Origin of the sequence: Micromonospora sp. NBC_01739 (assembly GCF_035920385.1) — a bacterium.
Lineage (GTDB): Bacteria > Actinomycetota > Actinomycetes > Mycobacteriales > Micromonosporaceae > Micromonospora.
The window spans coordinates 3,595,490-3,619,342 of sequence record NZ_CP109151.1; the positions used below are offsets into that span (position 1 = coordinate 3,595,490).

Below are 23,853 nucleotides of genomic sequence, written 5' to 3' on the forward strand. Positions count from 1 at the left end.
ATCACTCCTGCGGGCCTAGGCGGGGTGCCATTGCGGCGGGCCCAGGCGGGGGGTCACTCGGGTGCGCTGAAGCGTCGACGGTGGTTGACGGTCAACACCAGCAGGATCCCGCCGATGGAGAAGGCCAGGACGCTCAGCAGCAGCAGCACGATCGTCGAGTTCGATCCGGTGACCGGCAGCCAGGCCCCACTGGTCTTCGACGGCGAGGGAACTGGTGCCGCCGGACTCTCGGACGGGGTGGCGGTGGGGTCGACCGGAGAGGGGGTGACGGTGGGACCGGTAGGGGTGGCCGTCGGACCGGTAGGGGTGGCCGTGGGGGTCGACCTCGCGACGACGACCATGGCCACCTCGGTGGTGGCGCTGGTCTGTGCGCCGGCCGCCCGGACCATGAAGTCGAAGGTGCCGACGCTGCTGGGGGTGCCGCTGAGCAGGCCGTTGGTGGCCAGGGTCAGCCCGTTCGGCAGGTCACCGGCGGCCAGGGAGAAGGTGATGTTCTCGTCGCCCTCGGCGGTGAACGGGAAGGAGTACGGCTGGCCCACCGTGCCGGAGGGCGGGTTGCCGGAGGTGAAGGCGGTCGCCGCCTGAGCCACGACGATGGTGATGTCCTGCTCGCCGAAGAAGCCGTTCTTGTCGGTCATCCGCAGGGTGGCGCGGTAGGTGCCGGCCGTGTTCGGCGAGCCGCCCAGGGAGTTGCCGACCACCAACATGCCCGGCGGCAGACTCCCACTCACCGACAACGCATACGGCGCCGTACCACCGGTGGCCTCGACCGTGTGGATCGCGTACGTCCGACCCAGATACCTCGGCGACCGGGGCGCACCCGAGGTGATGTCGATCTGCGGTTCGCGTACCTCGATGGTCGCGGTCTGCTCGGCGAACTCACCCTCCGCGTCCGTCATCCGCAGGGTGAAGGTGTAGCTGCCGGCCGTGGTCGGCGAGCCGCCCAGGGAGTTGCCGACCACGAGCATGCCCGGCGGCAGACTCCCCGCACTCACCGACAACGCGTACGGGGCCGTACCACCGGTGGCCTCGACCGTGTGGACCGCGTACGTCTGGCCCAGATACCTCGGCGATTGGGGCGCGCCGGAGGTGATGGTGACGGTCGCCGCTGCGGCCGGTGGAGCGCCGACCAGCAGCAGGGCGACCACCATCGTCAGGGCCATGACCGGGCGCAGTGTCTTCATCGCACATCCAGGTCGGTCAGAACGACTCGTCGATCAGAACGGCTCGGGTCTGGCCGGCGACCAGAGTCCGGCAGACTCGTACCAATCCAATCAGCAAGCGTGACGCTGAGCAATCATCCACGCGGTGGCCAGGGTGTCGATTCCACAACGACCGCGCCCGGTGCGGTCGTGATGACCACAGGCGTGCGTACGGCGATGAGGTGCGCGGGCGGTCGACCGCCCGCGCACCTTCGGTCACAGGGCCGGCGGGGTGAGGGTGCCGACGGCGCTCTCCAGCGCGGCAGCCACCCGGTACATCCGGTCGTCGGCCATGGTCGGGGCCATCACCTGGAGACCCACCGGCAGCCCGTCGGCCAGACCACACGGCACCGAGATGCCCGGCCCGCCGTACAGGTTGGTCGGGATGGTGTACAGGTCGGCCAGGTACATCTGGTACGGGTCGGAGGTGCGGGCACCCAGCGGGAAGGCCACGAACGGGGTGGTCGGCGAGATCAGCGCGTCGACCTGCTCGAAGGCGGCCGTGAAGTCCCGGGTGATCAGGGTACGGACCTTCTGGGCCTGCCCGTAGTAGGCGTCGTAGTAGCCCGAGGAGAGGGCGTACGTGCCGATCATGATCCGTCGCTTGACCTCGGGGCCGAAGCCGGCCTCCCGGGTCAGCGACATGACCTCCTCCAGCGACCGGTTGCCGTCGTCGCCGACCCGCAGCCCGAACCGGACCCCGTCGAAGCGGGCCAGGTTGGAGGAGCACTCGCTCGGGGCGATCAGGTAGTACGCCGGCAGGGCGTACTTGAAGTGCGGGCAGGAGACCTCGACGATCTCCGCACCGAGCTTGGTCAGGGTGTCGACCGCCTCGTGGAAGGCGGCCATCACCCCCGGCTCGGCCCCCTCACCGGCGAACTCGGTGACGATGCCCAGCCGTACCCCGGTCAGGTCGCCGGTGGCACCGAGCTTCGCCGCCGCCACCACGTCCGGCACCGGCGCGGCGATGGAGGTCGAGTCGCGGGGGTCGTGCCCGCCGATGGCCTCGTGCAGCAGCGCGGCGTCCAGCACCGTACGCGCGCAGGGGCCGGGGGTGTCCAGCGAGGAGGAGAAGGCCACCAGGCCGTAGCGGGAGGTGCCGCCGTAGGTCGGCTTGGCGCCGACGGTGCCGGTGACCGCACCCGGCTGGCGGATCGAGCCGCCGGTGTCCGAGCCGATCGCCAGGGGTGCCTCGTACGCGGCCAGGGCGGCGGCGCTGCCCCCACCGGAACCACCCGGGATGCGGTCGGTGTCCCAGGGGTTGCGGGTCGGTCCGTACGCGGAGTATTCCGTGGAGGAGCCCATCGCGAACTCGTCCATGTTGGTCTTGCCGAGCATCACCGTGCCGGCGGCCCGCAGCCGCTGCACGATCGTCGAGTCGTACGGCGGACGCCAGCCCTCGAGGATCTTCGAGCCGACCGTGGTCGGCACTCCCTTGGTGGTCAGCACGTCCTTGACCGCCACCGGCACCCCGGCCAGCGGGCCCAACTGCGCGCCCTCGGCCCGCTGGGCGTCCACCTGCCGGGCGGCGGCCAGAGCGCCCTCGGTGTCGACATGCAGGAAGGCGTTGACCCGCCCGTCGACTGCGGCGATCCGGTCCAGGTGCGCCTGGGTCACCTCGACCGCGGAGGTCTGCCCCGAGGCCACCAGGCCGGCGATCTCGACGGCGCTCAACTTCGTCAGGTCACTCATGCCGCCACTCCGCTTCGACCCGTGCCGTCACCGAGCACGTTGATCCGCTCGCTCACGATGCCACATCCTCGTCCAGGATCCGCGGTACGCGGAACCGCTGCTCCTCCGCGTCCGGTGCGCCCGACAGCGCCTCCTGCGGGGTCAGGCACGGCGTCACCACGTCCTCGCGGAACACGTTGGTCAGCGGCACCGAGTGCGAGGTGGGCGGGATGTCGGCGGCGGCGACCTCGCCCACCTGGGCTACCGCCTGGAGGATCACGTCGAGCTGGCCGGCGAAGGTGTCGAGTTCCTCCTCCGTCACGGCGAGCCGCGACAGTCGCGCCAGGTGCGCGACCTCCTCGCGGGAGATGGCGGCCATCAGTGCCCCCTTCGTGGCTGTCCCTGCGTCTGCCTAACGCCCACCCGGTCCTGCGACCCGTGGTGACGTCCAGCGAGTCTATTGTTCCGTGCCCGGCCGACCGCTGGGGGCTCCCCGGCCCCCGGTTCACACACCCGATCGCCTGCCCTGGCCTCCCGCCCGCCGGGCCGGGCGGGTCAGCGGGGGTGCCGCCGGGGCAGCTCGGCCTCCTCGGAGGTGGCCAGGGGGCGGACCGGACGGTAGCGGGCCAGCCAGGCGACCAGTTCCTCGGCCGGCATCGGCCGGGCGTAGAACCAGCCCTGGGCGGCGTCGCAGCCGGCCGCGTGCAGCATCCGCCAGGTCCGCTCGTCCTCCACCCCCTCGGCCACCACCCGCAGCCCGAGCGCCTTGGCCAGTTCGATGGTCGACCGTACGATCGCCGCGTCGTCGCTGTCCTCGACCATGCCCAGGACGAAGGACCGGTCGACCTTCACCTCCGACAGGGGTAGCCGACGCAGGTGTTGCAGGGACGAGTAGCCGGTGCCGAAGTCGTCCAGGGCGATGCCCACCCCGATCCGGTGCAGCCGGGTGATGGTGGTCAGCACCCGACGGGGATCGGCCATCAGGGCGCCTTCGGTGATCTCCAGTTGCAGTCGCTCGGGGGCCACCCCGTAGCGGGTCAGCCGGTCGGCTATCTGCTCGGCGATCTCACCGGTGTGCAGGTCCCGCACGCTGACGTTGAGGGCGGCCCGCAGCCCGACCCCGGCCGAGGACCATTTGGCGAGCTGCTCCACCACGTCGTCGACGACCCGGCGGGTCAGCAACCGCATCACCGCGCTCTGCTCGGCCACCCGGATCAGTTCCTCCGGGTCGACCATGCCCCGGCGGGGGTGGCGCCACCGCAGCAGCGCCTCCACCCCGACCACCGCGCCGGTGGCGATCTCGATCTGCGGCTGGTAATAGAGCATGATCTCGCCCACCTCCGAAGCCGGCTCCGGCGGCTCCTCGGAGGGGGTCGGTCCGACCCACACCGGTTCGCCGTCCGATGCCGGTGGGGTGGGCTGGGTGCTGCGCCGCAGGATCGGGTCCGCGGCCGTCACGATGTGGTTGATCAGCTCGTCGTGGTGGACCTCGGTGGGCAGCCGACGGCGACGCCGGGGCCACCACCGCTGGCCGGTACGCCCACCGGCCGCCCCGGCCACCGGCAGGGTGGCGCCGTCCCCGCCGCGTACCGGGGAGGTGGCCGGCGGGGGCTGTCCGGTCGGTCCCGCCTCCAGCACCCGACGCAGGTCGGCCAGGAGGCTCAGCCGCTCGGCCGAGTTGTGGTCGGACTCCGGGGTGTAGACGGCCACGGTGTCGTTGCGGTGCTTGGCGTCATACATCGCCACGTCGGCGTGCCGCATCAGGGTGGCGAAGTCCTCGCCGTGGTCGGGATAGAGGGCGATGCCGATGGAGCCTCCGACATCCAGCGGCAACCCGTCCAACTGCACCGGCTCGGCCAGCACCTGCACCACCTGGTCGGCGAAGGCCCGGGCCTGCCCTACCTCGGTCAGCCCGGTCATCACGATGGCGAACTCGTCGCCGCCCAGCCGGGCGACCAGGCCGGGCGGTTCGACCACCTCGGTCAGCCGGGCACTAACCTCGACCAGCAGCCGGTCCCCCACGGCGTGTCCCAGGGCGTCGTTGACGTTCTTGAAGCGGTCCAGGTCGATCAGCAGCAGGGCCAGCTGGGCGTCCGGCTCCCCCCGCGCGGCGCGCTCGGCGTGCCGGTGCACCTGCTCGTTGACCTCGGCCAGCAGGGCCTTGCGGTTGGGGAGCCCGGTCAGCGGGTCGAGCGCGGCCAGTTGACGCTGCTCCACGGTGAGCCGCGCCATCCGGTACACCGCGAACAGCGGCACCAGCACCAGCGGGACCAGGGCCGCGCTGGCCCGGGCCGCGGTCACCAGGATCGGCGCCAGCAGCAGCAGGGAACCGGTGGAGAGCAACTCGAAGGGCAGCCCCCGCCAGGCGTTCGGCCACCACCGCTCGCCGAAACGCAGCCGGACGGCGGCGGTGACCAGCCCGTAGTTGACCAGGAACCAGGCCACCCCGGCGCCGCCGATCGCCGCGACGTCCGCCCAGGTCAGGGGCCCGCCGTCGAAGGCCGCGCCGGGCGCCAGCCGACTGATGGCGTACGCGGCGGCCAGGGAGCAGGCGTACTGGGCGGCGTTGAAGGCGGTACGCCAGGGGGCGTGACCCGACCGGACCCCGGAGACCAGCACGGCCACCGCCTGCACGGCGACCGCAGGCCCGAGCCCCCAGCCGAGCAGGATGGCGAAGGTGAAGCAGCTGGAGGGGTAGACCGCGGAGGACTGCCGCCGCCCGGGCGCGACGAACGGGCGCGCGTCGCAGGCCACCGCGAGCACCGCCATCGTCCAGAAGGCCACCGGCAACGTGGACACCGACGTGCCCAGTGACACCAGGGGGCCGGCCGAGACCAGCACGGCCACCGCGAGCACACCGGCCACGAAGGCGGTGAACTGCGCCGCCCGTTCGGGCGGGACCAGGTTGCGCGGGTCGGGCGGCTCCATCACACCTCCCGGTACGGAACCCGGCACGTGCTCTCACGTGCCGTGACCCAATGAAACGCCCCCGGTGCCGGTTTCCCCGCCACGACAGTCACGAATCGGGCGTAGTCGTGATTAAGTTGGTATCCTTCGCGAGTGCCCCGAAGGGGTCAGGCGTCGATTCGTGCCACCTCGCGGGCCGCCTCGACCCCTGCATCGAGCAGGACCTGGAAACCCTCCTCGTCGAGGATCGGCACCTTGAGGGTCGCCGCCTTGTCCGCCTTGGACCCGGGATTGTCCCCGACGACCACGAAGCCGGTCTTCTTGGAGACCGAGCCGGAGACCTTGCCGCCCCGGGACTGGATCGCCTCGGCGGCCTGATCGCGGGAGTATCCGCTGAGGGTGCCGGTGACCACCACGGTGGTCCCCTCCAGGGGGCGGGGCCCCTCCGCCACGGCCTCCTCGGCCATCCGTACCCCGGCCTCGGCCCATTTGCGGACCACCTCGCGGTGCCAGTCGACGGCGAACCACTCCCGGATGCTCGCCGCGATGGTCGGACCCACCCCGTCGACGGAGGAGAGTTCCTCCTCGGAGGCGGCGTCGATCGCCTCGATCGAGCGGAAGTGCCGGGCCAGGGCCTGTGCGGCCGTCGGCCCGACATGCCGGATGGAGAGCGCCACCAGCACCCGCCACAGGTCACGTTCCCTGGCCACGGCCAGGTTGTCGAGCAGCTTCGTGGCGTTGGTGCCCAGGCTGCCGTCCTTGTTGACGAAGAAGGGCGAACGGGCCAACTGCTCCGCGTCCAGGGAGAACAGGTCCCCCTCGTCGGTGATGATCTGCGCGTCGAGCAGGGCGGCCCCGCTCTTGTAGCCGAGCGCCTCGATGTCGAAGGCGCCGCGCCCGGCCAGGTGGAACACCCGCTCCCGCAGCTGCGCCGGGCAGCTGCGGGCATTCGGGCAGCGGATGTCGACGTCGCCCTCCTTGGCCGGGGCCAGCGGGGTGCCGCAGGCCGGGCAGGTGGTGGGCATGACGAAGGGCCGGGCGTCCGGCGGGCGCAGATCGACCACCGGGCCCAGCACCTCCGGGATCACGTCGCCGGCCTTGCGGATCACCACCGTGTCGCCGATCAGCACCCCCTTGCGCTGCACCTCGCGGGCGTTGTGCAGGGTCGCGTACGTCACTGTGGAGCCGGCCACCTTCACCGGTTGCAGCACGGCCCGGGGGGTGGCCCGCCCGGTACGGCCGACCTCTACCTCGATGTCGAGGAGCTTGGTGTTGACCTCCTCCGGGGGGTACTTGAAGGCGATCGCCCAACGGGGTGCCCGGCTGGTCGAGCCCAGTCGTCCCTGGATCGGCACCGGGTCGACCTTCACGACCACCCCGTCGATCTCGTGCTCGACGTCGTGCCGGTGCGCGGCGTAGTGGGCGATGTAGTCGCGGACCCCGGCCAGATCCGGCAGCACCCGCCAGCGGTCACTGGTCGGCAGCCCCCACGCCTTCAACGCCGAGTACGACTCGGACTGGGTGCTCGGCTGGAAACCACGCCGGGCCCCGATGCCGTGCACCACCAGCCGCAACGGCCGGGAGGCGGTGATCCGCGGGTCCTTCTGCCGCAGGCTGCCGGCGGCCGCGTTGCGGGGGTTGGCGAAGGGCGCCTTGCCCTGCTCGACCAGGCCGGCGTTGAGGTCGGCGAAGGCCTCGACCGGGAAGTAGATCTCGCCTCGCACCTCGATGAACTCGGGGACCGGGCCGTACTGCTCCGAGTCGGTCAGCCGGCTGGGCACGTCCCGGATGCTGCGTACGTTGGCGGTGACGTCCTCGCCGGTGCGCCCGTCCCCCCGGGTGGCCGCCCGGATCAGCCGGCCCCCCTGGTAGGTCAGGTTGATCGCCAGCCCGTCGACCTTCAGCTCGCACAGGTAGGGCACCGGCCCACCGGCGTCCCGCTCCACCCGCTCCGCCCAGGCGGCCAGTTCCTCGTCGGCGAAGGCATTGTCCAGCGACATCATCCGCTCGGCGTGGTCCACCGGGGTGAAGTCCGTGGAAAAGGTGCCACCTACCCGCTGGGTCGGCGAGTCCGGCGTACGCAGGGCCGGGAACTCCTCCTCCAGGGCGGTCAGCTCACGCAGTTGCCGGTCGAACTCCGCGTCGGAGACGGTCGGCGAGTCGAGCACGTAGTAGCGGTACTGATGCTCGGTCAGCTCCTGACTCAGGGTGGCGTGACGTTCCCGCGCCTGTGGGGTCGGCTCGGCTCCCGCCGCCGCCTCCTGCGCCGCGCTGACCTGCTGACCGCTCGCTTCTTCGGACACGCTGCCGCCTCCGGCCACCGGACCTCCCGTGATCGTGCTACCTCCGAACCGTAGTCCCCGGGTCGGACAACCCGGCCCACCAGGGCGGCCACCAGCCGTTACGCCGGGCCCCAACCGTTCAGTCGCGGTCGGCGGAGAGGGCGGCCAGCTGGTCGGCGTACTCGATTTGCTCGGCCCACCGGGTCGGCCAGGCGGCCATGCCCTGGGCCGCGCCCACGAAGGCACCGGCGAGCGCGGCGATGGAATCGGAGTCACCGGCGGTCCGGGCACCCCGGGCCAGGGCGCCGACCGGGTCCTCGGCGTGCCGCAGGGCGCAGTAGAGGGCGGTGGCCAGGGCCTCCTCCGCGATCCACCCCGCACCGGTCAGCCGGCACGGGTCGCCACCCTCGTCCGGTGCGGACAGGGCCGCGTCCAGCCGACCCAGCGCGGCACCGCATTCGTCCCAACCGGCCGCGATGAACTCCTGCGCCGTCGCGGCCCCGGCTCGCCGCCACAGGTCGCCGAGCCAGTCGTCCCGATAGACCTTCCGCTGCTCGTCCACCCGCTCGGTGAGCAGACCGGGCAGCTCCGCCAGGGCCACCCCGGCCCGCAACAACCAGACGGCGTACGCGGTCAGCTCGCTGGCGGCCAGGCCGGTCGGGTGACCGTGGGTCAGGCCGGCCTGGAGTTGGGCCAGCCCGGCCAGGGTGTCCGGGTCGATGTCCAGCAGCCCGACCGGGGTCACCCGCATGTTGGCCCCGCAGCCCTTGGAGTCGATCACGGTGGCCTGCTGCCAGGGCAGTCCCCGGGACAGCTCGGCACAGGCCCGCAGGCAGGTCATTCCCGGTGCCCGGTTGTTGTCCGGGCTGCCGGCCCAGGTCAGGAAGCGTTGCCGCAGCAGGGGCTGCACCGCCTCGGGGGTGAACTCCGGGGCGTCGTGCAGCGCCCAGGCCACCGCCAGCGCCATCTGGGTGTCGTCGGTGACCAGCGCGGGGTCGCCGACCAGGTCCCTAGGGCCGGTCGGCCCGTACCGATTCTCGATCTCGGCGACGCTGAGGAACTCGGTGGGCTTGCCCAGGGCGTCGCCGTAGGCGAGCCCGAAGAGCGAACCGGCGACTCGATGTGACACGGCGGTGGTCATGGAGAAGATCATGCCGTCAGTCGGCAAGCCCCGGCCCGCCGGAGGCGGTCAGGGCCAGCAGAGACAGAAGGGATGCCCGAACGGGTCGGCGTAGACCCGGAACCCCTCACCCCCACCGGGCAGTCGCCGGGCGCCCAGCGCCAGCACCGCCTGCTCCGCGGTCTCGATGTCCTCGACCGTCACATCCAGATGGAGCTGTTGGGGGCGGTCCGGATCGGGCCAGGCCGGCGGACGCAGATCCGGTGCCCGTTGGAAGGCCAACCGGGGCTGATGGCCGGGTGGACCCCCGAGCACCACCCAGTCGTTGCCCTCGGAGTCGTCCTCCACCAGCGGCAGGCCTAGCAGCTCTGCGTAGAAGCCCGCCAGGGCCCGAGGGTCGGGGCAGTCGATGACCGTGGAGCGTAGTCGTCCAATCATGTCGGTCATCCTGCCCACCGGGTACGACAGGAAACTCACACCTCGGCGAGCCGACGACCCGCGTCCCGGCAGGCGGCCAGGACCCCCCGGAGGTACGCCGGGGTCGCCCCGGCCAGCCCGCAGGTGGGAGTGACCACCACCTGCTCGGCGAGGTGGGCCCGGGGGAAGCCCAGGCGGTCCCAGAGTCCGCGTACCCGATCGGCCACCTGGGCCGAGGTCGGCGCCCCACCTGTCGGGGACGCCGCCGCAGCGCCGGACGGCGATGAGGGCGGCGCGCTCGGGGCGGCCCCGGCCAGCAGGCCCAGGCCGGCGTCCAGCGCCTCACCCAACGGGTCCAGGTCGGTCACCAGGCTCAGGTTGAGGGCCACCCCGACCGCACCGGCGGACCGGATCAACTCCAGCGGCACCTCCGGGGCGCAGCAGTGCACCACGGTCGGTACCCCCGCCGCCTCGATCACCCCGCCCAGCAGGGCCCGGGCCACCTCCGACTCCATGACCCGGTAGGTACCGAGGCCACTCTCGGTAGGTACCCGACCGGCCAGCACGGTCGGCAACGATGGCTCGTCCAACTGGAGCAGCACCCTGGCCCTGGGCACCCGGCGGGCCACCGCCTCGACGTGATTGCGCAGCCCTTCGGCCAGGGAACCGGCGAGATCGCGTACCGCACCGGGGTCGCGCAGCATCCGGCCGCCGATCGGCAACTCCAGGGAGGCGGCCAGGGTCAGTGGACCGCCCGCCTGGATCTTGATCGTGCCGGCGTACTCCTCGGCCTGCTCGGCCAACTGGTCCAGGTCCCGTTCCATCAGGTCACGGGCCCGGCGCAGGTCCTTGCCGGGGCGGGAGGCGATTCGCCAGCGGGCGGCGTACAGCTCCACCGGCAATTCGGCCAGCAGGCCGGCGGTGCGCCCGATCAGGTCGGCGCCCGGCCCCCGGGCCGGCAACTCGGGCAGATGTGGCAGGGCGGGAAGTTCACCGAGCACGATCCGCTGTGCCTCGGCGATGTCAGTGCCGGGCAGCGACCCGATCCCGGTCGCCGCGCCCACCGGCCAGGGCCAATCCCGATCAGTCACGGCAGCACCCTACCCGCTGGCGTACCCCGACCCGCCCCAACCACCGCTCCCCCGGCCCGGCACCGGACCCCTCGGCCCCGGCCAGGCAGCCGGGCTAGCGCCAGGGGTGGGCGATCAGTCGGTGATGGTGGCCGAGCCCAGGACGATGTCCCCGGCCCGGTCCGGGCGGTAGGCGACGATGGCCTGACCGGCCGCCACCCCCCGCAGCGGACGACGCAGGTCGGCACGCAGCCGGTCGCCGTCGACCGTGACGGCGGCAGGTACGACGTCACCGTGCGCCCGCAACTGCACCTCGCACTCGATCGGCTGATCCGGAATCGGGCCGCCGGTCCAGACCGGACGGGTGGCGGAGACGGTGGACACCTCCAAGGCCTCGGCCGGGCCCACCGTCACCGTGTTGGTCTTGGGGGTGATGGAGAGCACGTACCGGGGCCGACCGTCCGGGGCCGGCCGGTCCAGGTGCAGACCACGCCGCTGCCCGACGGTGTACGCGTACGCCCCGGTGTGCCGGCCGACCACGGAGCCGGTGGTGGCGTCGACCACGTCGCCGGGCGACTCGCCGAGCCGCTGGGCCAGGAAACCCCGGGTGTCGCCGTCGGCGATGAAGCAGATGTCGTGCGAATCCGGCTTGTCGGCGACGGCCAGACCACGGTCGGCGGCCTCCTGCCGCACCTGGGCCTTGGTCGAGTCGCCGAGCGGGAACATCGACCGGTCCAACTGCTCCCGGGTGAGCACGGCCAGCACGTAGGACTGGTCCTTGGCCAGGTCGACACTGCGGCGCAGCAGACCGTCCGGACCCAGCCGGGCGTGATGGCCGGTGACCACCGCGTCGAACCCCAGGGCTACCGCCCGGTCCAGCACCGCGGCGAACTTGATCTTCTCGTTGCAGCGCAGGCAGGGATTGGGGGTACGCCCGGCCGCGTACTCGGCGACGAAGTCGTCGACCACGTCGGCGTGGAAGCGGTCGGCCATGTCCCACACGTAGAACGGGATGCCGAGCACGTCGGCCGCGCGCCGGGCGTCCCGGGAGTCCTCCAGGGTGCAGCAGCCCCGGGCGCCGGTGCGGTAGGTCTGCGGGTTGCGCGCCAGAGCCAGGTGTACGCCGGTGACGTCGTGACCGGCCTGCACCGCCCGCGCCGCCGCCACGGCGGAATCCACGCCGCCGGACATCGCCGCCAACACCCTCACCCGGACCACGCTCCCTTCCCGTCGAGCCTATCCCCCGCCCCGGCGCCGGTCGGCGCTCGGTGGGGCAGGTGTTAACCGGGGGCCCCTGCTCTACCGCAGGCGTTAAGAAGGGGCCCTTCCTTCGCCGTCAGCGGGGGCTGCGTTGGGCGGCGCGGCGGGCCCGTTCGACCGCACCGGGCAGCGCGGCGATCAGGGCGTCCACGTCGGCGGAGGTGCTGGTGTGGCCGAGGGAGAAGCGCAGCGAGGAGCGGGCCCGGTCGTCGTCCGCGCCCATCGCCAGCAGCACGTGCGAGGGCTGGGCCACCCCCGCCGAGCAGGCCGAACCGGTCGAGCAGTAGATGCCCTGGGCGTCCAGCAGCAGCAGCAGGGCGTCCCCCTCACAGCCGGGGAAGGAGAAGTGCGCGTTGCCGGGCAGCCGGTCGGCCGGGTCGCCGTTGTAGACCACCTCGGGCACCGCCTGCCGGACCCGCCGCACCAGGTCGTCGCGGAGGGCGGCCACCCGGACGGCGTACTCCTGCTGGCCCTTGACGGCGGCCTCGACCGCGACGGCGAAGGCGACGATGCCGGCGGTGTCCAGGGTGCCGGAGCGTACGTCCCGTTCCTGCCCACCCCCGTGCAGCAGGGGGACGGCGGCCACCTCCCGGGCCAGCAGCAGGGCACCCACCCCGACCGGGCCGCCCAGCTTGTGCCCGGTCACGGTGAGGGCGGCGACCCCGCTGGCGGCGAAGTCGACCGGTATCTGGCCGACCGCCTGGATCGCGTCCGTGTGGATCGGCACCCCGAACTCCGTCGCCACGGCGGCCAGCTCGCTGATCCGCTGCACCGTACCGACCTCGTTGTTCGCCCACATCGCGGTGATCAGGGCCACCTGGTCGCCGTGCTCGGCCAGCTCCGCGCGCAACGCGTCGGGGTGCAGCCGGCCGACCTCGTCGACCGGCAGCAACCCCAACTGTGCCTGCTCGTGTCGGCCCAGCCAGTCCACCGCGTCCAGTACGGCGTGGTGCTCGACCGCGCTGGAGACCACCCGGCGGCGGGCCGGGTCGGCGTCCCGGCGGGCCCAGAAGATGCCCTTGACCGCCAGGTTGTCGCTCTCCGTACCGCCACCGGTGAAGATCACCTCGGAGGGCCGGGCACCCAGTGCGGCGGCCACCCGCTCCCGCGACTCCTCCACCTGCCGCCGGGCACGCCGACCGGAGGCGTGCAGTGAGGACGCGTTGCCGACCTCGCGGGCGGCCGCGACGTACGCCTCAAGTGCCTCGGGGAGCACCGGGGTCGTCGCAGCATGATCCAGGTAAGCCATCACGACTCAGCCTAACGACCGGGTGCGCCCCGACCGCAGGCTGGATGACCCGACCTGGACATCAGACCGGCACCGCGGTCACCACGATGTTGTCGCGGTACCGGCGGGCCTCGGCGTCGAAGGGCCCGCCGCAGGTGATCAGGGTCAGGCGGGGCCGACCGTCGCGGGCGAAGTAACGCTCCAGCGGGATCTTCGTCTTGTCGTACTCCTCCCGGGCCACCACCCGGTAGGTCCGCTCGATCCCGTCCTCACCGGTGGCCGTCAGGGTGTCGCCCGGTGCCAGGTCGCGCAGTCGGTAGAAGGCCCCCCGGCCCTGCTCGGCGCTGTCGACATGCCCGGCGATCACCACCGAACCGGTCTCGGCCGCCAACCCGGGTCCGTAGCGGTACCAGCCGACCCGGTCGACACTGGGCGGCACGTCGAACTCCCCGGTGCCCTTGTCGACCCCTACGGGGTTGACCCGGGCGGTGACCTCGATCGCCGGGATCCGCAGGCGGACCGGGGGCACCACCGCGGGATCGTCCGGCAGGGCCCCCGGGACCACCGGGGGGCCACCGGTCGACGACCGGGCGGCCGAGGGGGTCGGGTCGGCCAGGGCCGCGGCCTGCTCGGCGCCGACCGGCCCGTCCGGTCGGGACAGCACGGCCAGCACGGCCGCCACGGTCAGCGCGGCGGCGCCGGCGGCCACCGCCGCCAGCGCCCCACGGTTGACCACGGTCACCGGCGACCCGACCGGAGTACGGCCACCCGCGCCCCACCGGCTACCAGCAGCAGGAGCCCGGTGCCCGCCAGGGCGTACCACCACGATCCCAGGCCGGTGTCGGCCTGGCCGCCGGTGCCGCTGGGCACCCCGGAGGGGGCCGAGTGCAGGCCGGTGATGGTCTGCGCCACCACGGTCAGGTTCTCCGCCTCCGCGGAGCCGATGGCGTAGACGACCGTGGCCGTGCCCTCGCGCAGGTTCAGATCGGCCGGCCCGATCACCACCGTGTCGGTGCCGGCGAGCACCACGTCGGCGGAGACACTGCCGGCGTCCACATCGGCCTTGGCCTCGTTCGGATTGGTCAGCCCCTCGAAGACCGGGCTGCCACCGGCCCGTACGTCCACCCCCGGGGCGGCGGCGGTGTGCCGGACGATCAGCCGGGCCTTGCCGGCGTCGACCTTGGCGGTGTCGTTGACGAAGGGGGTGATGGTGGGCTCCCCCTCGGCGTTCAGGTGGGCGGCGATGCTGATGTTCGCCCCGCCGGGCACCTCGGCGTCGTCCGCGGTCAGGATCGCCTGTCCGATGGGCTCACCGGGCTTGGTCAGGGCGATGTCGTACGACCCCTCCGGCAGGTCCAGCGGGCCGGCCACGTCGCCGGGCTTGAAGTTCTCCAGGGTCTTCTCCCCGTTGACGTAGACGTCGACCGGGGTGTCCGGGATCCCGTGCACGACGGAGACCTTCGAGTCGGCGGCGTAGGCCGGGGTCGCCGTCGCGAGGCCGGCGCCGACGAAGGTCAGCGCGGCGACCGCGCCACCCGCGGCGACCCGGCGAAGGTACGCGAACTGCATGTCTGCCTCCTGCTGTTTCGTACTGGTTCGTCAGGCTTGCTGTGCACCCCGAGTTACGCCGGGTCCACGCCATCCGGATGCGGCCGGAGGCGACTTTCTTTTCTTCGCCGAAAGCGCATCCGACCAGCACCGCCCGGACGAAGAGAGGTCGAGGAGCCCCTGGGGCGAACGGATCGCCAGGCCACGTCGGACGGACAGAGAGGACGGCACCGGTGCGCGCTACAGTCGGGTATGCCTCCAACCAGGCGAGCCGTCTCGTGACGGAGATCCGGCAGGAGCCGGAGACCTCCGACGACGAGTTGGCCCGACGCTTCCGGGCCGGTGACGAGCGGGCGCTACGCGAGGCGTACGACCGCTACGGACGGGCCGTGCTCCACCTGGCCACCAGCACCCTGATCAACCGCAGCGACGCGGAGGACGCGACCCAGGCCACCTTCGTCGCCGCCTGGCTGGGCCGGGACACCTTCGATCCGACCAAGGGGTCGCTGGTCGGCTGGCTGCTGGGGATCGGCCGACGCAAGGTGATCGACCGGCTGCGCTCCTTCGCCCGGGAGAACCGGGTGGTCGAGACCGTACGCCAACTGCCCGAACCGGTGCCCCCTGGCGACGACCCGGACACCGTGGTCGACCGGCTGGTGGTGGCCGAGGAGTTGGCGCGGCTGCCGGACGAGCAGCGACGGATGTTGGAATTGGCCTTCTTCGACGATCTGACCCACCAGCAGATCGCGGCGGTCACCGGAGTGCCGCTGGGCACGGTGAAGAGTCACATCCGGCGGGGCATGGCGAGTCTCAAGCGCAGATGGGAGGTGGACGGTGCAGCATCTGGAGCACGACCGGCTGATATTTCTGGCGCTCGGTGAGACCGAGGCGGACAATGCCGACCGCAGCCATCTGGACGCCTGCTCGCACTGCCGCACCGAGTTGGCGGGTCTGCGCGAGGTCGCCGGCCTGGGCAAGGCCACCCAGTCCCTGCGCGACCTGCCCGATCCGCCGGAGCACCTCTGGCAGAACATCACCGCCGAGATCGCGGCGGCCCAACAGCTGCCCACCCTGACCCGGCCACGGCCGGAGGATCACCCGGACCCGGCCGTACCGCCGGTGTCCCGCCGGCCCCGCCGTTGGGTCCGGTACGCGGTCACCGCGGTTGCCGCCGCCGCCCTGGGGGTGGTCGGCACGGCTGCGGTGCTGCGGGAGGGCACTCCGCCGCAGCCGTCCGTGACGGCCAGTGCCCAACTGGCCGCGTACGGCTCGACCCCGCCACAGGCCCGGGGTGACGCCCGGGTGCTCGGCAGCGGAGAACTGCACCTGCACGTGGCGAATCTCCCGCCCGTACCGGGGTATTACGAGGTGTGGCTGATCAACCCGCAGAACATGGAGATGTTCTCGGTCGGGGTGCTGGGCACTGGCTCTGAGGTGCTGCTGCCGCTGCCGCCGAACGTGGACCTGCGGCAATACTCTGTCGTGGACGTCTCCGCCGAGCAGTTCGACAACGACACCGCCCACTCCGGCGACAGCCTGTTGAGGGGCGCTCTGACGGGCTGATCGGCGGGCCGGTTCAGCTCCCCGGCCCGCCGATCAGCTCCCTTGTTCACGCGACAGCCGCCGTCCGGGATTCCGGGCGGCGGCTGTCGCGGTACGGCTCACTTGCGCTTGCGGATCTCCTCGGCGGCCTGCGGGACCACCTTGAACAGGTCACCGACCACACCGAAGTCGGCCAGCTCGAAGATCGGCGCCTCGCCGTCCTTGTTGACCGCGACGATGGTCTTCGAGGTCTGCATACCGGCCCGGTGCTGGATCGCACCGGAGATGCCCAGCGCGATGTACAGCTGCGGGGAGACCGTCTTGCCGGTCTGCCCGATCTGGTACTGGTGGGGGTAGAAGCCGGAGTCCACCGCCGCCCGGGAGGCGCCGACGGCGCCGCCGAGCAGGTCGGCGATCTCCTCGACCAGCTTGAAGTTGTCCGCGTTGCCGACCCCACGGCCACCGGCCACGACCACGCCGGCCTCGGTGAGCTCGGGCCGGGAGCCCTTCTGCTCGGCCACCCGGTCGACCACCTTGGCCAGCTTGTCGGTGTCGCTGACGGCGACGGTGAGCTGCTCGACCGCCGGGGTGGCGGCGGCCGGGGTCGGGGTCACCGAGTTCGGCCGGACGGTGACCAGCGGCAGGCCCCGGGTCACCTTGGCGGTGACGATGGTGGAGCCGGCGAAGGCCACCTGGGTGGCGGTGCCGTCGGCGGCCAGGGCGACCACGTCGGTCAGGATGCCGTTGTCCAGCTTGACCGCCAGTCGGGCGGCGATCTCCTTGCCCTCCTGGGAGGAGGCGAGCAGGACGGCGGCCGGCTGTACCCGCTTGACCAGATCGGCGACCACGGTGGCTTTCGGGGCCACCAGGTAACCGTCGATCTGCTCACCCTCGGCGGCGTAGATCTTCTCCGCGCCGTACTCGCCCAGCTTGGCCGACAGCGCCTCGGCGGCACCGGTGCCACCGAGCACCACGGCCGAGGGGCTGCCCAGCTCACGGGCCAGGGTGAGCATTTCCAGGGTGACCTTCTTGACGCCGAACTCGCCAGTGGCTTCGACGACGACGAGAACCTCAGACATGTCCCACACCCCTCACACGAACTTCTCGGTGGCGAGGAACTCGACCAGCTGCACGCCGCCGGAACCCTCGTCGGTGACCTTCGCGCCACCGGAGCGCGGCGGACGCTTGCTGTGCTCGACGACCACGCTGGTCGCCCCGGCGAGGCCGACCTCGTCCGCGGCCACCCCCAGGTCGGCCAGGGACAGGGTCTGCACCGGCTTCTTCTTGGCGGCCATGATGCCCTTGAAGGACGGGTACCGGGGCTCGTTGATGGTGTCCCAGACCGACACGATGGCCGGGGTCGAGGCGGTGACCACCTCGTAGCCCTCCTCGGTCTGCCGCTCCACCGTCAGGGTGGCGCCCTCGACGGTGAGCTTGCGGGCCCCGGTCAGGGCCGCCACCCCGAGCCGCTCGGCCAGCATGTGCGGCATCACCTGCACCCGGCCGTCGGTCGACTCCGACCCGCAGAGCACCAGGTCGGCGTTGAGCTGACCGAGGGCGGCGGCGAGCACCTTGGAGGTGGCCACGGCGCACGACCCGTGCAGGGCGTCGTCCACCACGTGCACCGCCTTGTCCGGGCCCATCGACAGCGCCTTACGGATCGACTCGGTCGCCCGGTCCGGACCCATGGTCAGGATGGTCACCTCGCCGCCGTGCGCTTCCTTGATCTTCAACGCCTCTTCGATGGCGTATTCGTCCATCTCGTTGATGACGTTGTTCGCCGAACCGCGGTCGACTGTGTTGTCGTCAGGACGCAGGTTGCGGTCCGCGCCCGAATCAGGCACCTGCTTGACGAGTACGACGATATTCATCGCGCTTCGACGACCCTCCTGCTGTGGTGGTGTGATCACTTGCCCTGTGCTGGGCGCAGCCTTGCTCCTTAGCCACCGTTAGGTCAACTTCAGGCTGCGGTGCAGTTGCCCACGCGGCAATGTTACCTGCCAGTAGCTTACCTTCCGGACGCGCCCCGAGTGACTCAGCTCACCGGCATTCTCCCCGCTCGGGGCCACCTGCGGCCAACCGGCACGCGCCGACGGCCGGAGGGTGCCGGCGCGGTCAGGCCAGCGCCTCGGCGATCCGCTCGATGACCTGCGCCTCCGCCGCACTGATCCCGTTGTGGGCCCGCGCCGTCCGATCGGCGGCGGCCAGCACCACCGAGCGGTAGACCGCGACATCCTCCGGCGACTTCTCCGCCAGGATCCGGACCGCCTCCCGCAGGGCGGGCAGCACGACCCCCTCGATTTCCGCCGCCGAGCGGCGGGGCAGCTTAGGCAGGGGCCCGCTGCTCAGGGCCGTCTCGACCACCCCGCTGGCGTTGACGATGGCCGCGGAGGCGGCGAAGCTCTCCCGGAACAGCGCCAGCACCCCCGGGTCGGCGTCGGACACCAGGAACACCGCCCCGAAGGCCCCCGTCTTGAGGGTCGACATCTCCTCGTCCGTCAGTCGACGCTCCATGATCACGGAGTGTAGACGTAGGGGGTGGTGCTGGTGACCGGGACGAGACCGAGACTCTCCAGCAGCGCACGACTCTCCTCGGCGGCATCGACCTGCAACAGGGTCCGGTCCCGTTGGCCGGCCAGCCGGGCCCGGTAGGTGACCAGCGCCCGGTAGATGCCCTGCCGACGCCACTGCGGCCGGGTGGACCCACCCCACAGGGTGGCGAAGGTCGTGCCTGCGGGATAGCGGACCCAGCCCGCGCTGACCAGGGTGTCACCGGCCTCGGCCACCACGACGGTGATCGCCTGCGGATCGGCGGCGATCTCGCGTTCCAGCCCGTCGGCTAGGCCGGCCAGGTCACGGCCCCACAGCTCGGTCTCCAGGGCCGCGATCCGGTCCAGGTCCGCCCCGGTGGTGACCTCCCGCAGGCGTACCCCCTCGGGCACCACCGGCAGCGCGGAGGCCAGCGGCGCGACCGGGCCGACCAGGACGCTCTCCTGGGCCTGCGGCAGGAAACCGGCCGCTTGCAGCCGCTGCGGCAGGTCCGCCGGCTCGTCGTGGCCGTGCAGCTTCCACTCCACCGGCTCGCCCCGCTCCCGGGACGCCGCCGCCTGACGGGCGATCAGGGCGTCGAGTTCGGCGTCGACCAGCCCACCGAGGTCCCGGTAGGTCACCAGACCACCAGAGTCGAGACCCCAGATCCGGAACAACGGACCGTCCGGCTCGATGCTCGCGCCCTCCGGGACCGGGTCGGGCAGGCCCGGCCGCAGCTGGGCGTCGTACGCCGCGCGCAAAGTCGTCACGTCAAGATCCGTCATGTTTCCAGGTTATGCCCAGTTAACGCCGGATAATCACCACCGTGTGGCAGAGGATCAGGAACTGGTTCGACCCGCAGGAGATGCGTTCGGTCGGCACCACCCCCGACTACCGCTTCTCCCTGGCCAACGAGCGGACCTTCCTGGCCTGGCTGCGTACCGGGTTGGCGCTGATCGCCGGTGGCCTGGCCGCCGCCCAGTTCCTGCCCACCCTGTCCCCCCGGCACCTGCGTGAGGCGATCTCCGTGGCGCTGCTGCTGCTCGGCGGCGCGGTGGCGATCCGCGCCATCGACCACTGGGCGCGGGTGGAACGGGCCATCCGGCTGGACGAGGAGCTGCCGGCCTCCCGCTTCCCGGCGGTGCTGGCCGTCGTGGTGGGCCTCGGCGCGCTGCTGCTGGTGGTCGCGGTCGTGGCCGGGGCGATCGACGGATGACTGCCGCCCGCGACCCGGGGCTTCAACCCGAGCGGACCCGGCTGGCCTGGCGGCGTGCCGCGCTGGCGGTGACCGTGGTGGCGATCCTGACCGTCCGACTGGCGCTGCTCGCCGACCGGTTCGGGGCGGTGCTGGCCGTCCTGGCCATCCTCTGCTGGGGCGTCGCGATCAAGCTGTGCTGGCGCCGGGCCGTGGGCACCGGGGTGCCCCGCACCGGCGGTCGTACCTACGGTGCCGTCGGGCTGTGCATCACCGGGTTCGCCCTGATCGGGGTCGTGCTGGTCGCGTACGGGGTGTGAGCATCGACCGAGAGTAGGACATGATGGGTGCATGGCCCGGCTCTATATCCTCCTCTTCCTGGTACAGGTCGTCCTCGCCGTCTGCGCCCTGATCAGTTGCCTCTCGGCCGAGGAGGACGACGTTCGTCATCTGCCCCGGATCGCCTGGGTGCTGATGATCCTGTTCTTCCCCCTGATCGGCTCGATCGCCTGGTTCCTGGCCGGCCGCAAGCGCAAGGCCGCCGGTGGGGGCATGTTCTCGGGCGGAGTCCAGTCCCCGGTACGCCGTCCGGCCCGGCCGCTCGCGCCGGACGACGACCCCGAGTTCCTGCGCTCGATCGAGGAGCGCTCGCGCCAGGAGGACCAGGAACTCTTCCGCCGCTGGGAGGACGACCTGCGCAAGCGCGAGGACGACCTGCGCCGCCGCGAGGGGGACCCGCCCCGCGAGGAGCCCCGCCCCGAGGTGTGACCCCCGGGTCAGGTCGCCCCGGGATCAGGCCAGGTTGGACGAGCGGGGGTAGGCGTCGGCCGGGTCGGTGATGACATTGACCAGGTAGGGCACCCCGGATTCGAAGGCCCGGTGCAGGGCCGGGCCCAGATCGGCGGCCTTGGCGACCGTCTCCCCCGCCCCACCCAGGGCGGTGACCACCTGGTCGTAGCGCAGTTCCGGCTGGAGGTCGGCGGCCACGTCGTAGCCGTACATGGCCCGCATGGGGTGCTTCTCCAGCCCCCAGATGCCGTTGTTGCCGACCACGACGACCACCGGCAGCTTCTGCCGGACCAGGGACTCCACATCCATCAGCGAGAAGCCGGCCGCCCCGTCGCCCATCAGCACACAGATCTGCCGGTCGGGATGGGTCACCCGGGCCCCCATCGCGTAGCCCATGCCGGTGCCCAGGCAGCCGTACGGGCCCGGGTCCAGCCAGGTGCCCGGCTGGGCCGGCTCCAGGTACCGGCCGGCGTACGAGACGAAGTCCCCGCCGTCACCGATGGTGATCGCGTCCGCGGCCAGCACCCGACGCAACTCGCCGTAGACCCGGGCGGGACGGATCGGGTCCGTCTCGGCGGCCATCTCCTCGGCGTCGCGGGCCTTGGCGGCGTCCTCGGCGGTACGCAACTGCGCCACCCAGTCGGTGTGGTCGACCCGGTCGCCGGGGTACTCGGCCAGGGTGGTGAGGATGGCGCGCAGGTCACCGGCGGGGGCCACGGCGGGCTGCACATGGGTGGCCCGCTGGCTGGGGGCGTCGACGATGTGCACCACGGTGGCGTCGCCGAAGTCGCCGAAGGAGAGCCGGAAGTCCAACGGGGTGCCCACCACCACGACCACGTCGGCGCCCTTGAGCGCCACCCGCCGGGCCTTGGCGAAGGCCAGCGGGTGCTGCGGGGGCAGGGCCCCCCGGCCCATGCCGTTGGTGAAGACCGGCACTTCCAGGGCCTCGGCGGCGGCGCGCAGGGCCGCCACGGCGTCCCCGGCGTAGACGTCCGACCCGGCGATGATGACCGGCCGCTGCGCGGAGGCGATCAGGCCGGCGGCCTTGGCGACCTCCTCGGGGTCGGCCTCGATTCCGGCGATGGCCGGTCCGGCCGGCAGGTCGGCGTCGCCGGTGGAGAAGACCGCCTCCAGGGGGAAGTCCAGGAAGACCGGGCCCCGGTGCGGGGTGAGGGCGGTGGTCAGCGCCGCGGCGACCGCCCGGGGGATGTCGTCGGCGCTGAACACCGTCTCGGCGTGCTTGGTGACCGGGGCGACCAGCGGCAGGTGGTCCATCTCCTGGAGGCTGCCGGAACCCCACCGGAACTGCGGGGCCCGCCCGCCCAGCACCAGCACCGGGGAGGCGTTGAAGTAGGCGCTGGTCAGGCCGGAGATGCCGTTGGTCACCCCGGGACCGGCGGTGAGCACGGCCAGGCCGGGGCGGCGCTGCAACTTGGCCACCGCCTCGGCGGCGAAGACGGCGGACTGCTCGTGCCGCACGTCGTACAGCGGGAATCCGGCCTTGTGGGCGGCGTCGTAGAGCGGGAACACGTGACCGCCGGAGAGGGTGAACATCTCCCGCACCCCGTACGCCCGCAGCGCCGCCAGGGCCAGGTCTCCGCCGTGGCCTTCGATCCGCTCCGTCATCGCCGCTCCTTCGCCTAGCCTGACCGGAGTCACACGCTACTGGCCGGTAGGGGGAATGTGAACCACCCTCATCGACCGGTGAAGTCCGGCTTGCGCTTCTCGACGAAGGCCCGCATGCCCTCCCGCCGGTCCTCCGTGGCGAACAGCGCCGCGAAGAGCTGACTCTCCCAGGCCAGGCCCGAGTTCAGGTCCATGTCCAGGCCGCCGTCGACCGCCAGCTTGGCCGCCCGCAGCGCCTGCACCGGCCCGCTGAGGTACGGCTTCACCAGCGCCACGGCCGCCGCGTAGACCTCGGCCGCCGGGACCACCCGGTCGGCCAGGCCGATGCGCAGCGCCTCCTGGGCGTCGACCATCCGACCCGACATGATCAGGTCCTTGGCGCGGGCCGGGCCGACCAGCCGGGCCAGTCGCTGGGTGCCCCCGGCACCGGGGATGATGCCCAGCTTGATCTCGGGCTGGCCCAGCTTGGCGTCCTCGGCCACCACCCGCCAGTCACAGGCCAGCGCCAGCTCACAACCCCCACCCAGGGCGTACCCGGTGATCGCGGCGACCACCGGCTTGGGGATCCGGGCGATCGCGCCGAGGGCGCTGGACAGGTCGGCGGCCCGGTCCGCCATGTCCACATAGGACATGTCGGCCATCTCCTTGATGTCCGCCCCGGCCGCGAAGACCTTCTCCCCGCCGTACACGATGACCGCGCGGACTCCGGGGTCGGCGGTGGCCGCCGTCGCCGCGGCCCGCAACTCCTCCTGGACCTGGGTGTTCAGGGCGTTCATCGGCGGCCGTTCCAGCCGAATGGTGCCGATGCCGTCCCCGGTCTCCAGCCGCACGAACTCGCCCACGCTGAGCCTCACTTCCTCGTCGAAGTCGCGTGCCAACCTTACGACCAGCCGCCACCGGCACGTAGTCTGGCTGCCAGTCCCGCGCCCCGGAGTTCCCATGGTCACGTACTACGACGACAAGTCCGTACAGGTCACCTCCACCGCCGTCACCGTCAACGGCGACGCCTACCCGCTGGCCGAGATCAGCGAGGTCTGGCACCACCAGGGCAGCCGGTCCTGGCGGGTGCTGATCGGCCGGGGTGCCCTCGGCGCGGCGATGATCGGCCCACTGGTGGCCGCCGTGCTCGGCATCGCGCTGGCCGTCTGGCTGGACGGGTCGGCCACCGTCACGGTCGCCATCATCGGGGTCTCCATCCTGATCGGACTGGCCGCCGGGCCGATCGCCGACCAGCTCTTCGAGTACTTCGACCGCTCGTACGCCCGAGGCAGCCGCCCCCGTGAGGTCTGGATCCGCTGGCGGGGCCACCCGGTACGGCTGCTGCGCACCCCGGACGCGCTGCGCTTCGGACAGATCTACCGCGCCGTCCAACGCGCCATGGAAGCCCAGATGCAAGGAAGGGCCCCCCGTTAACGCCTCCGGTAGAGCAGGGGTCCCCGCTTAACCACACCCCTCAGGGTGACCGCG

The 23,853-nt window shown here is 72.1% G+C and carries 24 protein-coding genes; 6 read left to right on the forward strand and 18 right to left on the reverse strand.

Annotated features, from left to right (window positions below; translation table 11 throughout):
* Positions 1 to 53 precede the first annotated feature (53 nt).
* The 12 genes from OIE53_RS16020 to OIE53_RS16075 all read right to left on the reverse strand — a co-directional run bounded on the left by OIE53_RS16020 (position 54) and on the right by OIE53_RS16075 (position 14,726).
* The gene (locus tag OIE53_RS16020; RefSeq protein ID WP_327022347.1) at positions 54 to 1,184 is read right to left on the reverse strand and encodes an Ig domain-containing protein; all 1,131 of its coding nucleotides are present in this window, start codon (positions 1,182 to 1,184) and stop codon (positions 54 to 56) included.
* Between the two features lie 234 nt (positions 1,185 to 1,418).
* Positions 1,419 to 2,894, reverse strand: coding sequence for an Asp-tRNA(Asn)/Glu-tRNA(Gln) amidotransferase subunit GatA (gene gatA, locus OIE53_RS16025; protein ID WP_327022348.1), 1,476 nt, complete (start codon positions 2,892 to 2,894; stop codon positions 1,419 to 1,421).
* Between the two features lie 52 nt (positions 2,895 to 2,946).
* Complete coding sequence (gene gatC / locus OIE53_RS16030; RefSeq protein WP_013732007.1) at positions 2,947 to 3,252, reverse strand: Asp-tRNA(Asn)/Glu-tRNA(Gln) amidotransferase subunit GatC; 306 nt, start codon at positions 3,250 to 3,252, stop codon at positions 2,947 to 2,949.
* 176 nt (positions 3,253 to 3,428) lie between these two features.
* The gene (locus OIE53_RS16035; RefSeq protein WP_327022349.1) at positions 3,429 to 5,801 is read right to left on the reverse strand and encodes a putative bifunctional diguanylate cyclase/phosphodiesterase; all 2,373 of its coding nucleotides are present in this window, start codon (positions 5,799 to 5,801) and stop codon (positions 3,429 to 3,431) included.
* 146 nt (positions 5,802 to 5,947) lie between these two features.
* Complete coding sequence (gene ligA, locus OIE53_RS16040; protein ID WP_327022350.1) at positions 5,948 to 8,083, reverse strand: NAD-dependent DNA ligase LigA; 2,136 nt, start codon at positions 8,081 to 8,083, stop codon at positions 5,948 to 5,950.
* A 118-nt stretch (positions 8,084 to 8,201) separates the two neighbouring features.
* Positions 8,202 to 9,203, reverse strand: a complete 1,002-nt coding sequence (locus OIE53_RS16045) for an ADP-ribosylglycohydrolase family protein (protein ID WP_393337240.1) — start codon at positions 9,201 to 9,203, stop codon at positions 8,202 to 8,204.
* A 48-nt stretch (positions 9,204 to 9,251) separates the two neighbouring features.
* Positions 9,252 to 9,620, reverse strand: a complete 369-nt coding sequence (locus OIE53_RS16050) for a VOC family protein (RefSeq protein WP_327022352.1) — start codon at positions 9,618 to 9,620, stop codon at positions 9,252 to 9,254.
* Between the two features lie 35 nt (positions 9,621 to 9,655).
* The gene (locus tag OIE53_RS16055) at positions 9,656 to 10,690 is read right to left on the reverse strand and encodes a methionine synthase (RefSeq protein WP_327022353.1); all 1,035 of its coding nucleotides are present in this window, start codon (positions 10,688 to 10,690) and stop codon (positions 9,656 to 9,658) included.
* A 114-nt stretch (positions 10,691 to 10,804) separates the two neighbouring features.
* Positions 10,805 to 11,878, reverse strand: a complete 1,074-nt coding sequence (gene mnmA, locus OIE53_RS16060; protein WP_327022354.1) for a tRNA 2-thiouridine(34) synthase MnmA — start codon at positions 11,876 to 11,878, stop codon at positions 10,805 to 10,807.
* Positions 11,879 to 12,005: 127 nt separating this feature from the next.
* Complete coding sequence (locus OIE53_RS16065) at positions 12,006 to 13,178, reverse strand: cysteine desulfurase family protein (RefSeq protein ID WP_327022355.1); 1,173 nt, start codon at positions 13,176 to 13,178, stop codon at positions 12,006 to 12,008.
* Positions 13,179 to 13,239: 61 nt separating this feature from the next.
* Complete coding sequence (locus OIE53_RS16070) at positions 13,240 to 13,899, reverse strand: class F sortase (RefSeq protein ID WP_327022356.1); 660 nt, start codon at positions 13,897 to 13,899, stop codon at positions 13,240 to 13,242.
* Positions 13,896 to 14,726, reverse strand: a complete 831-nt coding sequence (locus tag OIE53_RS16075) for a DUF4397 domain-containing protein (protein ID WP_327022357.1) — start codon at positions 14,724 to 14,726, stop codon at positions 13,896 to 13,898. Before OIE53_RS16075 ends, OIE53_RS16070 begins: the two co-directional genes overlap by 4 nt.
* 257 nt (positions 14,727 to 14,983) lie before the next feature.
* Here OIE53_RS16075 and OIE53_RS16080 point away from each other — a divergent pair, with 257 nt between their 5' ends.
* Both OIE53_RS16080 and OIE53_RS16085 read left to right on the forward strand, forming a co-directional pair.
* Positions 14,984 to 15,586 (forward strand): RNA polymerase sigma factor, encoded by a 603-nt coding sequence (locus tag OIE53_RS16080; RefSeq protein WP_327022358.1) that lies wholly within the window; start codon positions 14,984 to 14,986, stop codon positions 15,584 to 15,586.
* Positions 15,540 to 16,268: an anti-sigma factor gene (locus OIE53_RS16085; RefSeq protein WP_327022359.1), complete on the forward strand. Its 729-nt coding sequence runs from the start codon at positions 15,540 to 15,542 to the stop codon at positions 16,266 to 16,268. Before OIE53_RS16080 ends, OIE53_RS16085 begins: the two co-directional genes overlap by 47 nt.
* 98 nt (positions 16,269 to 16,366) lie before the next feature.
* On the opposite strand, the gene OIE53_RS16090 is transcribed toward OIE53_RS16085, so the two are convergent.
* The 4 genes from OIE53_RS16090 to OIE53_RS16105 form a co-directional block, all read right to left on the reverse strand.
* On the reverse strand, positions 16,367 to 17,326 hold the full coding sequence (locus OIE53_RS16090; RefSeq protein ID WP_327022360.1) for an electron transfer flavoprotein subunit alpha/FixB family protein: 960 nt from the start codon (positions 17,324 to 17,326) through the stop codon (positions 16,367 to 16,369).
* 12 nt (positions 17,327 to 17,338) lie between these two features.
* Positions 17,339 to 18,118, reverse strand: a complete 780-nt coding sequence (locus tag OIE53_RS16095) for an electron transfer flavoprotein subunit beta/FixA family protein (protein WP_327022361.1) — start codon at positions 18,116 to 18,118, stop codon at positions 17,339 to 17,341.
* Between the two features lie 244 nt (positions 18,119 to 18,362).
* A complete protein-coding gene (locus tag OIE53_RS16100; protein ID WP_327022362.1) occupies positions 18,363 to 18,761 on the reverse strand; it encodes a hypothetical protein in 399 nt (132 codons plus the stop codon).
* A 2-nt stretch (positions 18,762 to 18,763) separates the two neighbouring features.
* A complete protein-coding gene (locus OIE53_RS16105; RefSeq protein ID WP_327022363.1) occupies positions 18,764 to 19,561 on the reverse strand; it encodes a GNAT family N-acetyltransferase in 798 nt (265 codons plus the stop codon).
* 41 nt (positions 19,562 to 19,602) lie between these two features.
* Here OIE53_RS16105 and OIE53_RS16110 point away from each other — a divergent pair, with 41 nt between their 5' ends.
* From OIE53_RS16110 to OIE53_RS16120, 3 genes are read left to right on the forward strand one after another with little or no spacing between them, the layout of a single operon-like run.
* On the forward strand, positions 19,603 to 19,992 hold the full coding sequence (locus tag OIE53_RS16110; protein ID WP_327022364.1) for a YidH family protein: 390 nt from the start codon (positions 19,603 to 19,605) through the stop codon (positions 19,990 to 19,992).
* Complete coding sequence (locus OIE53_RS16115; RefSeq protein ID WP_327022365.1) at positions 19,989 to 20,291, forward strand: DUF202 domain-containing protein; 303 nt, start codon at positions 19,989 to 19,991, stop codon at positions 20,289 to 20,291. The genes OIE53_RS16110 and OIE53_RS16115 overlap by 4 nt, the downstream gene beginning before the upstream one ends.
* Before the next feature lie 31 nt (positions 20,292 to 20,322).
* Complete coding sequence (locus OIE53_RS16120) at positions 20,323 to 20,739, forward strand: PLD nuclease N-terminal domain-containing protein (protein WP_327022366.1); 417 nt, start codon at positions 20,323 to 20,325, stop codon at positions 20,737 to 20,739.
* A 24-nt stretch (positions 20,740 to 20,763) separates the two neighbouring features.
* Here OIE53_RS16120 and OIE53_RS16125 read toward each other — a convergent pair whose 3' ends face one another.
* A complete protein-coding gene (locus OIE53_RS16125) occupies positions 20,764 to 22,386 on the reverse strand; it encodes an acetolactate synthase (RefSeq protein ID WP_327022367.1) in 1,623 nt (540 codons plus the stop codon).
* 68 nt (positions 22,387 to 22,454) lie between these two features.
* A complete protein-coding gene (locus OIE53_RS16130) occupies positions 22,455 to 23,228 on the reverse strand; it encodes an enoyl-CoA hydratase-related protein (RefSeq protein WP_327022368.1) in 774 nt (257 codons plus the stop codon).
* A 97-nt stretch (positions 23,229 to 23,325) separates the two neighbouring features.
* On the opposite strand from OIE53_RS16130, the gene OIE53_RS16135 reads away from it, so the two are divergent.
* On the forward strand, positions 23,326 to 23,799 hold the full coding sequence (locus OIE53_RS16135) for a DUF6232 family protein (RefSeq protein ID WP_327022369.1): 474 nt from the start codon (positions 23,326 to 23,328) through the stop codon (positions 23,797 to 23,799).
* The last annotated feature ends 54 nt before the right edge of the window (positions 23,800 to 23,853 follow it).